Raw genomic sequence first — 10,435 nt, 5'->3', positions numbered from 1 at the left:
CCTGGCGCGGCTGCGCACCTTCCGCACGCTCGAGGACGTCACGGTGGTGGAGGCCCTGCTGGCGCACCTGGAGGCGGAGCAGGTGGACGCGGTGTTCGGCATTCCCGGCGGCAACATCGCGCCGCTGGTGCAGGCGCTGCGCCGCCATGAGCGCATCCGCTTCATCATCGGCGGCCACGAGGGCGGCTCGGCCTTCATGGCGGACGGGTACGCGCGCGCCACGGGCAAGCTGGGCGTGTGCCTGGTGACGGCGGGCCCCGGGGCCACCAACGCGATGACGGGCGTGGCCTCGGCGCACCTGGATCAGGTGCCGGTGCTGACGCTCAGCGGGCAGGTGTCCACGGAGCGCTTCGGCCTGGGCGCCATCCAGGAGAGCACCGACGAGGGCGGCATCAACACGGCGGAGATGTTCCGGCACTGCACGGCCTCGAGCACCTCGGTGGTGGACGCCAAGAGCTTCCCCCGGCTCCTCGAGCGGGCGCTGAAGGTGGCGCAGGCGGTGCCCCACGCGGCGGTGCACTTGAGCGTGCCCGTCAACGTGGCCCGACAGAAGCTGGCCAAGGTGAGCGTGCCCACGGCGCCGGGCGCCTGGCGCGGCACGCTGCCCGCGGCGCCGGCCGCCGAGGTGTCCTCGTCCTTCGAGCTGCTGCGGCAGGCCCGGCGGCCGCTGCTGTACCTGGGCTCGGGCGCGCGCGAGGCACTGGAGAGCCGGGGCGCGGAGTTCGCCGCCTTCGTGCGCCGCTATTGCATCCCCGTGGTCACCAGCCCGCGCGGCAAGGGGCTCTTCTCCGAGGAGGATCCGCTGTCGCTGGGCGTGCTGGGCATCGCCGGCAGCAAGCGCGCCGAGCAGTACCTGGGCGAGGGCGTGGACGTGCTGATGGTGCTGGGCAGCCGCCTGGGGGAGTGGGCCAGCAAGAGCTTCTCCTCGCTCTTCGAGGCCGCGCACACCGTCATCCAGGTGGACGCCACGCCGTCCGTCATCGGCCAGTTCCTCCAGGTGAACCTGCCCATCGTGGCGGACGTGGGCTCCGTGGTGGCGGGGCTGGTGGAGCTCGGCCACACGTCCACTCCGGGCAACGAGGCGGTGGTGCGCGAGCGCCGGCAGTACCTCAACGCGATGAACCTCGCCCACCGCGCGGCCGTGCCGGTGCTGCCCGAGGACGGGCCGCTCAAGCCGCAGCACGTGATGGCGGAGCTCAACCCGCACCTGCGCGCCCACACGGACCTGTACGTGGACATGGGCAACTGCACCGCCTGGGCCACGCACTGCCTGCGCATCACCCCTCCCACGCGCGTCTTCTACCCGTGTGGCCTGTCCTCCATGGGCTGGTCGTTGGGCGCCGTCATCGGCGGGAAGATTGGCCGGCCGGAGAACACCGCCATCGCGCTCACCGGGGACGGCTCGTTCCTGATGAACGGGACGGAGGTGCTGACGGCGGTGCGCTACCGGGTGGGCGCCGTCTACATCGTGCTCAACGACAACTACCTGGGCACGGTGAACCACGGCGAGCACGTGCAGGCCCGGGACGAGTACCCGCTGGACGATCCATACTTCAGCCTGGGAGACCCGGACCTGGTGAAGTTCTCCGAGGCGCTGGGCGCCCGGGCCTACGAGGTGACGCGGCCGGGCCAGCTCGCGGAGCTGCTGCCCCAGGTGCTCCGGCGCGCGGACGAGGAGCGCCTGCCGCAGGTCATCGTGTGCCGCATCGACTTCCGCGAGGTGCCGCCGTACGGGGACCGATTCACCGCTGTCGCCTCGGCGCCAAGGGAAGGCTGATAAGGTCCGGGGCCATGAGCCAGACACCCGCCCCAGGGCAACGGAGCTTCTTCGGCCACCCGCGCGGCCTCTCCACGCTCTTCTTCACGGAGATGTGGGAGCGCTTCAGCTTCTACGGCATGAAGGCGCTGCTCATCCTCTTCATGACGACGGCCGCGGCGCAGGGGGGCCTGGGCTTCGACACGGAGAAGGCGGGCGCCATCTACGGCCTCTACACCGCGGGCGTGTACCTCACCGCCATGCCGGGAGGGTGGCTGGCGGACCGCTTCCTGGGCCAGCGGCGCGCGGTGCTCTTCGGCGGAATCATCATCGCGCTGGGCCACTTCAGCATGGCGCTGCCCGGACTCGCCTTCTTCTATCTGGGCCTCTTCCTCATCGTCCTGGGCACCGGGCTGCTCAAGCCCAACATCAGCACCATGGTGGGAGACCTCTACCCCGAGGGCGGCGCGAGGCGGGACGCGGGCTTCTCCATCTTCTACATGGGCATCAACATCGGCGCCTTCAGCGCGCCGCTGCTCGTGGGGTACCTGGGAGAGCGGGTGAACTGGCACCTGGGTTTCGGGGTCGCGGGCATCGGCATGGTGTTCGGCGTCATCCAATACCTGCTGGGAGCCAGGCACCTGGGCGAGGTGGGAATGAAGCCCAAGGTGGCGGAGGCCCGCGCCCACGAGCCAGGGCATCCGGAGAAGCGCGGCACCTCGCGCCTGCTGGGCCTCGGAGTGGTGGGGGCGCTGGTGGTGCTGCTGGTGGTGCTCCAGCTCACGGGCCAGGTGGACCTCACCACGGCGGTGGGCCTGTCCAGGGCGGGTGGCCTCTTCATCCTGTCGCTGGCGCTCGCCTTCTTCGCCTACATGTTCACGGCCGGCGGGCTGGATCCCACGGAGAAGCGGCGGGTGGCCGTCATCGGCATCCTCTTCCTCTGCTCGACCATCTTCTGGGCCGGCTTCGAGCAGGCGGGCTCCTCGCTCAACCTCTTCGCTCGCGACCTCACGGACCGGGTGCTGTTGGGCTGGGAGATGCCGGCGAGCTTCCTCCAATCCGTCAACGCGCTCTTCATCATCGCCCTGGCCCCGGTGTTCGCCTGGCTGTGGGTGTGGCTCAACAAGCGGGGCCGTGAGCCGTCCAGCCCGGCCAAGTTCTCGCTGGGACTGGTGCTGCTGGGCTCGGGCTTCGGGGTGATGGTGGTGGCCTCGGTGGCGGCCGCCGCGGGCCACAAGGTGAGCCCGATGTGGCTGGTGCTCACCTACCTGCTGCACACCTTCGGCGAGCTGAGCCTCAGCCCCGTGGGCTTGAGCACGGTGACGAAGCTGGCCCCGCAGCGGGCGGTGGGGCAGATGATGGGCGTGTGGTTCATGTCCATGTCGCTGGGCAACCTCATCGCCGGGCAGCTGGCCGGTCGGGTCGGGTCGATGCCCCTGCCCCAGCTCTTCGGCGCGGTGGCCGTCACCGCCATCGGAGTGGGCCTCATCCTCGCCCTCTTCGTGCGCCCCATCCGACGGATGATGAGCGGGGTGCACTGAGGGCGCGCTCACCCGCCCAGGAGCCGTGACCAGTCGTCCGCGCTCTCGAACACGTGCACGCCCAGCCGCTCGCACCCCGCGCGGTAATGCTGGGCCACCGCGCCCCCCACCCAGAGCGCCGTTCCCTCGGGGAGTTCCGCCTTGATGCGCGACAGCGTCCCCTCGAAGGAGGTGGTGCCGAGGTCCGTCACGGCCGACAACCCCACGAGGTCCGCGTTCAACCGCCGGGCCGTCCGGCCCACCTCTTCCGCCGGCGTCCGCTGTCCCAGCAGCGTCACCGACAGCCCCGCGTGCCGCATCCGCAGCGCCACGCCCAGCAGGCCAATCTCATGCTGCTCTTCCGGGAAGCACGCCAGCACCACGCGCCGGCGCCCCCGGTTCGGCGCCGCGTGCAGCAGGCCGATGAGCCGCGCGCGCACCTCCTGCGTCACCAGGTGCTCCTGCGCCACCGAGAAGGTGCCCGCGTGCCAGCGCTCCCCTACCTCGCGCTGAAGAGGCACCAGCACCTCGTCATAGGCCCTCAGCGGCGAGAGCGCCGCCATCACCTCGTCCAGCACCTCCGACACCCGCGCCTGCTCCAGGCCCTCCGCCGCCCTCAGCACCTCGTCCAGCCAGGCCCGCACACTCGAGAGGCTCACCTCCGGGCGAGGCTGCGTCGTCTCCAGCTCCATCAGCAACTGCGGCAGCATCGTCGCCGCCTCGCTGATGGACACCCCTTGCTCTGTCAGTTGCTTGAGCCGCCGCAGCAGCGCCACGTCCCTGTCCGTGTACACCCGGTAGCCCGAGGCCGTGCGCTTGGGCACCAGCACGCCGTAACGGCGCTCCCACGCGCGGATCAGCTCCACCCGCACTCCGGAGAGCTCGGCGGCGACATGGATTCTGTAGGTGCGCTCCGCCATGACTTCCCCACCCGCCTCTCCGTCAAGTGCGGTTGGACGCACCACGAACCTGCTGCCACAGGGCCACCAGCTCGTCCGCGGACTCAGCGTACTGCGCCCCCGCGCTGAAGATGGCCTTGAGGTGCTCGCGCGCGCCCGGGCCGCCTACCACCACCAGCGACGGGGCACACGCCCCCACCACCCCCCTCAACAACTGCTCCAGCTCCGCCGCTTCCCGACGCCGCACGCACGAGAGCGCCACCAGCTCCGGATGCACCTGCTGGCAGGCTGCTTGCAAAGCCTCCACCGGGGTGTCCGCCCCCAGCAGCATCACCCGCCACCCCTTGCGCTTGAGGTGCAGCCCGAGCGCCAGCAGCCCACCCTCGTGCAGATCCCTCTCCGGACAGGCCAGCAGCGCCCGGGGCCCCTCCCGGCGCGCGTCCTCCGCCAACACCAGCGCGCGCAGCCGCTGGCGGATCAGCGCCGAGGCCAGGTGCTCGCGCGCGATGTCCAGCCGCGCCCCCATCTCCCGCAGCAGCGGCATGAGCAACGTGTCGCAGTAGGCCTCCACGTCCATGGTGGCCTGGGCCTCGCCCAACACCCGATCCGCCTCGTCCCCGTCCAGCACCATCACCGCCGACCAGAAGCGCTCCACCAGCCGCTCGCGCACCGGCAGCTCCGCCACCGGCAGCGTGCGCACCTGGGCGATGGCCTCGCTCACCGCCAGCCCCTCGGAGATGAGCCTCGCCACCCGGCGGATGTGCTCCACCTCCTCCCGGCTATAGACGCGGTAATTGCTCTCGTTGCGCACCGGCCGCGGAAAGCCATAGCGCCGCTCCCAGGCGCGCAGCGTGGCCTCGCGGATGCCCGTCAGTCGGGCGATGGTGCGGATGCGCAGCGTCATGCCGAGGGCGCCCTCCCCCGCACCGCGTCCCAGCGCTCCGCCACCCCGCTCGCCCCCGACACCACCCGCTTGAAGCCCTCCAGGCTCGTCGCCGCCGCCAGCCTCCGCACCGCTGCCTCCAGCTCCGCCTGGAAGCGCGACAGCGGCCCCGCCACGTGCGGCGTCCCCACCTCCACCAGCACGTCCGGCCGCTCGTGCTCGAAGAAGGCGTAGCGCAGGGCCAGCGGCACGCACTCCTCCACCTTCCCCACCCGCCCCAGCAGCTCCACTCCCCGCTCCAGCTTCAGCGGCAGCACCCCGAAGGGCCTCAGCTCGCCCTCCGGGAAGATGCACACCGTCGCCCTCGGCTGACGCAGCAGCCCGCTCGCGTACCGCAGCGTCTCCAGCGACGAGCTCCCCTCGCCCCGGCGGATGCTGAACGCCCCCAGCCTCGCCAGGAAGCGGTAGCGCTCCAGGTTGTGCTCCTCCATCACGCAGTACGTGTCCCATCTCGCCGCCTTTCCCAGTTGGTGCAGCACGAAGCCATCCCACCAGTTGGAATGGTTGGCGTAGACGAGGCGCGCGCCCGCACCTCCCGGCAGCTCCCCGCGCACCCACAGCCCGCGGAACGCCGACTTGAACTTCCACCCCACGTATCCGTCGAGTACCCAGCCGAAGAGTCCGCCCTTGGCCGCCCGAATCACGGCACACGCGCCTCCCGGCGCGACAGCAGGGCGGTGAAGAGCGTCAGTCCCAAGGACACCATCAGGCTCGTCATCAGGAAGAAGAGGATCTCCTCGAGCGGCACCGCCGCCACGTACACGCCCAGGTGCCGGCCCTCACCGAAGTTCCAGATGCCCGAGCGGATGGCCAGGTGGTCCGCCACCGCCAGGTACGTCCCCACCACCAGCGCCGGCGGAATCACCGCCCGCAGCACCGCCCCCGAACGGCTCCGGAAGTGGTGCACCAGCAGCCCCAACTGCAACAGCAGGATGGGCCCCGCCCAGGCGAAGAGGTGGATCATGTACGCCCAGCGCGTCTCCATCATGACGCCACCTTTTCCGCTTCCAGCACCCGCCGCAGCCGCTCTCGCGCCCACAGCCCCACCAACACCGTTTGGAGTCCGAAGAAGAGGTACTCCTCCAGCGGCAGATACCCCAACTTGATTCCCCAGATGCGCTTTGGATCAAACCCCCAGAGTCCCCACTTCACCGCCAGGTTGTCCCAGGGCGTCGTCGCCGCGTAGACGACCACCAGCAATAGCCCCATCGGCGCCAGCCCGCGCCACGACAGCGTGCGCCGGTAGCGCACCACCAGGAAGAGGATGGGCAGCACGACGAACAACCCCAGGAAGCGTGCGTACGTCATCCCCGGCCTCCACTCGGCTCCGTCCAGGCCGGAGTCATGCGCCCCCCGGCATGCAAGGCGTAGGTTCTCCCCCGCCACGTCACCTTCGCCGGGCGCACGAGCGATGAGAGAAAGGCGGCCAGGAGCAGGGCCTCGCCCAACAGCCAGTCCAGCGTGGTATGGCGCACGGGGGTGAGGTGGGTTGTCGGGGTGGTGGAGAGTTGGGCCAGCCGCCAGGACAACAGGGTTCTCACGCCCAGGAGACCCACTACCGCCGCCGCCAGCCACTTCGAGCCCACCAGCACGCTCAACAGCAGCAGCGGCCACGTCGGGGTGAAGAGCAGCGGCACCGTCGGGTAGAGAGCGGGGCGGTGGCTCGACAACACCTGCATCCACCTCGTGAAGCGCGCCAGCGCCGTGCTCCACGTGCTCGACGACAGCGGCACCAGCGCCGGCACCTCGCACAGCGCCACGTCCAGCCCTCGCGCGTGCAGCCGCTTCGACAGCTCCAGGTCCTCGCCGAGGTGGTCCGCCAGCCCCGACAGCTCTTCCGCCGCCCCCGCGCTCAGCCCCAGGGCCTTGCCGCACACCGCCTTCGCCCCCGCGCTCATCACGTGCAACGCCCGGAAGCTGTGGTGCGTGCGCCGCAGCAGTCCCGCCACCGCTCGATCCGCCAGCCCCCGCTCGCCCACGGGCGTCGGCACCGCCGTGCTCAGCGCCGCCCCGGCCGCCACCGGCCCCGCCAGCCCCTCCACCAGCGCCCCCGTCACCGCCACGTCCGCGTCCACCACCAGCACCACCCGCCCGTCCCGAGGCAGCGCCTCCAGCGCGTGCAGCAGGTGCCCCACCTTCCGGTTCGGCGTCGACGGGTCGCTGCGCAGCCACCTCACTTCCGCCGGCAGCCGGGGCTCCGAGGGCGACAGCACCACGTGCTCCAGCGGCCCCGCGTAGTCGATGGGCCGCCCCAGGTTCTCCAACTCCCGCGCCGTGGGCGCGTCCACCGGCCGCAACAGCAGCACTGGCACCCGGGTGCGCTCCCGCGCCGGGCCCCGCCGCGTCAGCCGCGACAGCGCCACCGCGCTGAAGCCTCCGGCCAGCACCACCCAGCCCAACCCCATGGCCGCCAGCGGATTCATGCCGCGCGCTCCACGCGCGTGCGGAAGTGCGCCATCCACCGGATGAAGGGAGAGTGGAAGCGGCGGAAGTCCGCCACCTCGCCCATCACGTCCACCTCGCCCCGTCGCGCCGCCACCCGCGCGTAGAAGGGCGAGGACTCCAGCAGCCGCGGCGCCCCCACCACCGTGCCGCCCGCGTACAGGTGCGCCGGCACCCGCAGGCCCCAGTTCGTCAGGCTCGTCGGCCGAGCCTCCGTCGGCAGCGGACTCCGCTCGGACTTCGTCCCCACCGCGCTCGCCGTCACCCGCAGCGGTGCCACCCCGGCCGGCAGGTGGTAGTCCACCACCGTCTCCTCCGGGCCGTGCACCCGCGCCCAGTGCCACCCCGGCAGCCGCTCGCCCAGCAACTCCTCGCCATGGTTGCTGTCGTGGTAGCCGAGGCCCTCCGCCACCACGCCCTCCGAGGCCACCTCCAGCCGCGCCTTCGCCCGAGGCGCCAGCGCCCGCCAGTAGTGCGGCAACCCCGGCACCAGTTGCACCTCCTCCGCCGCCGGCACCTGGGGCTCCAGCACCAGCCGCGCCCGCACCGCCCCACCGAAGGGGGCGCACCGCTCGTCCACCTCCATGCGCACCGTGCCGTCCGGCGCGTACTCCAGCAGCGAGCGGCCGATGCGCAGCGCCCGGCCCCACCTCTGGACCGAGGCCACCGGGTACTCGCTCAGCACCCAGCGCCGCCGCACGCCCTGGTGGTAGAGCGCGAAGTTCACCGCGCAGTGCTCCAGCGGCCGGGCTCCACGCCGCGCCCCCACCGAGTAGCGCGGCGAGAAGAGCGAGCCCACCATGAAGATGAACACCGCGCTGAAGTCGCCCGCCGTCACGTCCGCGTAGAACCAGCGGTAGGCCCCCGCGGTATCCGGCAGCGCCGGCAGCTCGGCCATCCACTGGTGGCCCTTCGGCAGCCTCGGCGGGGCGGAGGAGAGGTCCAGGCACCTCATGCGCTCCTCCGCAGGTGCTCGGAGGCCATCTCCGCGGCGAAGCGGCCCGACAGCATCACCAGCGGCACCCCACCGCCCGGGTGCGTGCCGCCGCCCGCGAAGAAGAGCCCCGGCGTGCCGCCCCGGATGCGTGGCCGGCGGAAGGGGCCGAACTTCCCATGCGGCAGGAAGCCGTAGATGGAGCCACCCGGTGCCCCCAGTGCCGCCAGGTCCACCGGCGTGCGCTGCCCCACCACCCACATGCGCCCGCGCAGCTCCGGGTAGTGCGTGAGCAGCTTGTCGAACATCTGCGCCTTCACCCGCCCGGCCTGAAGCTCCCAGGCGGCCGCCGCCCGCTCGTGCACGCCCGGCTCGCGTGGCAGCGCCGGCGCGTTCACCATGACGAAGAGGCCCGTCTTCCCCCGAGGCGCCACCGTCGGGTCCGTCGCCGAGGGGTTGCAGAAGTACACCGTCGGGTCGTTGGCGAGCTGCCCGCCGAAGAGCTCGTCGAACTCGCGGCGGTAGTCCTTGCTGAAGAGCACCGTGTGGTGCGGCAGTGACGGCCGGCCGTCCACCTCCAGCAGCAGCACGTAGCCGGACAGCGACAGCGGCTCACCGCCCCGCCCGAGCGACTCCATCGGGTCCGCGTTCACCACCACCGTGTCGAAGCGCTCCTCGCCGCCCTGGGGCCCCACCTGATAGCCCCGCGCGTCGCGGACATAGTGGGCTCGGGCGTTGAGGTGCACCTTCACCCCCAGGCGCTTCACCGCCGCCCCGAGCGCGTCCACCAGCGCCCCGATGCCGCCCCGCACGTGGTGCACGCCATAGGCACGCTCGATGTGGGGGATGAGGGCGTAGGCGGCGCTCGCCTCGTAGGGCGAGGCGCCCGCGTACGTCGCGAAGCGGCCCACGAACTGGTGCATGTGGTCCGTCTTGAAGTGGGCCCGCGCCAGCTCGTCCAGCGTGGCCAGTTTCATGCCCCGGGCCATCGCCACCACGCCCCGCTTCGCCACGCGCGCCATGAAGCCGGCCAGGCCCTCGAAGGGGGCCTCCAGGTACGGCTCGCCCGCGGCGCGCCAGATGGCCTCGGCCTCCATGTAGAAGCTCCGCACCCCGCGCCGCTCGCTCGGACGCAGCTGGCCCGCGCTCTCGGCGGTGGCTTCCACGTCCTTGGATGCCACCAAGCCGCACCCGTCCGCGAAGCGGTAGGTGCACTGGGACTCCAGCTCCGTGATGGGCGGCAGCAGGTCCTCCGCGCCCAGCAGCCCGAAGAGTCCCTTCACCACGTCCGGCAGCGTCAGCAGCGTGGGCCCGGTGTCCAGCCGGAGCCCGTCCACCTGGACGCACTGCGCCTTTCCCCCGAGGGTGGGGCCTCCCTCGAAGAGCGTGACGTCGTGGCCCTCCTTCGCCAGGAGCCCGGCGGCCGTCAGCCCTCCGATTCCGCCGCCCACCACCACGACACGCATGGACTTCATCGCGTGGCCTCCTTCCGCCGTACCTCCTCGGCGAGGATTTCCCGCGCGCGCTCCGGTCGGTAGACACGCTCGCCCGCCAGCCGCTCGGCCACGCTTTCCACCAGCTCGCCCTGGGCCCCCACCTCCGCGGCCACGCGCCGCGCGTGCAGCGCCATGTGCCCTTTCTGGATGCCCTCGGTGGACAGCGCCTTGAGCGCCGCCAGGTTGGTGGCCAGCCCCGCGGCCCCCGCCAGTCCCGCCAGGTCCACCGCGCTGGCCACCTCGGCCAGCTTCAGCGCCCGCCGCACGCCCGGGTGGGTGCGCGCCGCTCCACCCACCGTCGAGGTCGCCAGCGGCATCACCAGCAGCCCCACCAGCGTGCCCGCCGCCCCCTGCCTCCACGACGTCAGCGGCCGGTACACCCCGAAGCGCGACGCGTACGCATGCGCCCCCGCCTCCACCGCGCGCCAGTCGTTGCCGCACGCCA

The 10,435-nt window shown here is 72.0% G+C and carries 10 protein-coding genes and 1 pseudogene; 2 read left to right on the top strand and 9 right to left on the bottom strand.

Annotated elements, in window-relative coordinates; all coding sequences use genetic code 11:
• Positions 1–1,777, top strand: a 1,777-nt coding sequence (locus VF794_RS34915) for a thiamine pyrophosphate-binding protein (RefSeq protein WP_331117451.1), incomplete at its 5' end; no start/stop codon positions are given.
• 14 nt (positions 1,778–1,791) lie between these two features.
• Positions 1,792–3,297 (top strand): peptide MFS transporter, encoded by a 1,506-nt coding sequence (locus VF794_RS34910; protein WP_331117450.1) that lies wholly within the window; start codon positions 1,792–1,794, stop codon positions 3,295–3,297.
• Positions 3,298–3,305: 8 nt separating this feature from the next.
• On the opposite strand, the gene VF794_RS34905 is transcribed toward VF794_RS34910, so the two are convergent.
• The 9 genes and pseudogenes from VF794_RS34905 to VF794_RS34865 all read right to left on the bottom strand — a co-directional run.
• Positions 3,306–4,196 (bottom strand): MerR family transcriptional regulator, encoded by an 891-nt coding sequence (locus VF794_RS34905; RefSeq protein ID WP_331117449.1) that lies wholly within the window; start codon positions 4,194–4,196, stop codon positions 3,306–3,308.
• A gap of 22 nt (positions 4,197–4,218) precedes the next feature.
• Positions 4,219–5,079 (bottom strand): MerR family transcriptional regulator, encoded by an 861-nt coding sequence (locus VF794_RS34900; protein WP_331117448.1) that lies wholly within the window; start codon positions 5,077–5,079, stop codon positions 4,219–4,221.
• Positions 5,076–5,762, bottom strand: a complete 687-nt coding sequence (locus tag VF794_RS34895; protein WP_331117447.1) for a lysophospholipid acyltransferase family protein — start codon at positions 5,760–5,762, stop codon at positions 5,076–5,078. The genes VF794_RS34900 and VF794_RS34895 overlap by 4 nt, the downstream gene beginning before the upstream one ends.
• Positions 5,759–6,106 (bottom strand): lycopene cyclase domain-containing protein, encoded by a 348-nt coding sequence (locus VF794_RS34890; protein WP_331117446.1) that lies wholly within the window; start codon positions 6,104–6,106, stop codon positions 5,759–5,761. The genes VF794_RS34895 and VF794_RS34890 overlap by 4 nt, the downstream gene beginning before the upstream one ends.
• Complete coding sequence (locus VF794_RS34885) at positions 6,103–6,426, bottom strand: lycopene cyclase domain-containing protein (RefSeq protein ID WP_331117445.1); 324 nt, start codon at positions 6,424–6,426, stop codon at positions 6,103–6,105. The genes VF794_RS34890 and VF794_RS34885 overlap by 4 nt, the downstream gene beginning before the upstream one ends.
• Positions 6,423–7,541: a glycosyltransferase family 2 protein gene (locus VF794_RS34880; protein WP_331117444.1), complete on the bottom strand. Its 1,119-nt coding sequence runs from the start codon at positions 7,539–7,541 to the stop codon at positions 6,423–6,425. The genes VF794_RS34885 and VF794_RS34880 overlap by 4 nt, the downstream gene beginning before the upstream one ends.
• The gene (locus tag VF794_RS34875; protein ID WP_331117443.1) at positions 7,538–8,515 is read right to left on the bottom strand and encodes a carotenoid 1,2-hydratase; all 978 of its coding nucleotides are present in this window, start codon (positions 8,513–8,515) and stop codon (positions 7,538–7,540) included. Before VF794_RS34875 ends, VF794_RS34880 begins: the two co-directional genes overlap by 4 nt.
• Positions 8,512–9,969 carry a phytoene desaturase family protein gene (locus tag VF794_RS34870; RefSeq protein WP_331117442.1) on the bottom strand — a complete coding sequence of 486 codons (1,458 nt, stop codon included), beginning with the start codon at positions 9,967–9,969 and terminating at the stop codon, positions 8,512–8,514. The genes VF794_RS34875 and VF794_RS34870 overlap by 4 nt, the downstream gene beginning before the upstream one ends.
• Positions 9,966–10,435 (bottom strand): annotated as a pseudogene (locus tag VF794_RS34865) (3-hydroxy-3-methylglutaryl-CoA reductase); the annotation flags it as partial. The pseudogene VF794_RS34865 and the gene VF794_RS34870, both read right to left, overlap by 4 nt.

This window comes from Archangium sp., from assembly GCF_036389735.1.
Lineage (GTDB): Bacteria > Myxococcota > Myxococcia > Myxococcales > Myxococcaceae > Archangium.
This window is presented reverse-complemented; position numbering and strand designations above follow the sequence as displayed.

Coding starts and splice junctions, on each gene's coding strand:
- VF794_RS34910 (WP_331117450.1), top strand. CDS start 1,792: ATGAGCCAGACACCCGCCCCAGGGCAACGGAGCTTCTTCGGCCACCCG.
- VF794_RS34905 (WP_331117449.1), bottom strand. CDS start 4,196: ATGGCGGAGCGCACCTACAGAATCCATGTCGCCGCCGAGCTCTCCGGA.
- VF794_RS34900 (WP_331117448.1), bottom strand. CDS start 5,079: ATGACGCTGCGCATCCGCACCATCGCCCGACTGACGGGCATCCGCGAG.
- VF794_RS34890 (WP_331117446.1), bottom strand. CDS start 6,106: ATGATGGAGACGCGCTGGGCGTACATGATCCACCTCTTCGCCTGGGCG.
- VF794_RS34885 (WP_331117445.1), bottom strand. CDS start 6,426: ATGACGTACGCACGCTTCCTGGGGTTGTTCGTCGTGCTGCCCATCCTC.
- VF794_RS34880 (WP_331117444.1), bottom strand. CDS start 7,541: ATGAATCCGCTGGCGGCCATGGGGTTGGGCTGGGTGGTGCTGGCCGGA.
- VF794_RS34875 (WP_331117443.1), bottom strand. CDS start 8,515: ATGAGGTGCCTGGACCTCTCCTCCGCCCCGCCGAGGCTGCCGAAGGGC.
- VF794_RS34870 (WP_331117442.1), bottom strand. CDS start 9,969: ATGAAGTCCATGCGTGTCGTGGTGGTGGGCGGCGGAATCGGAGGGCTG.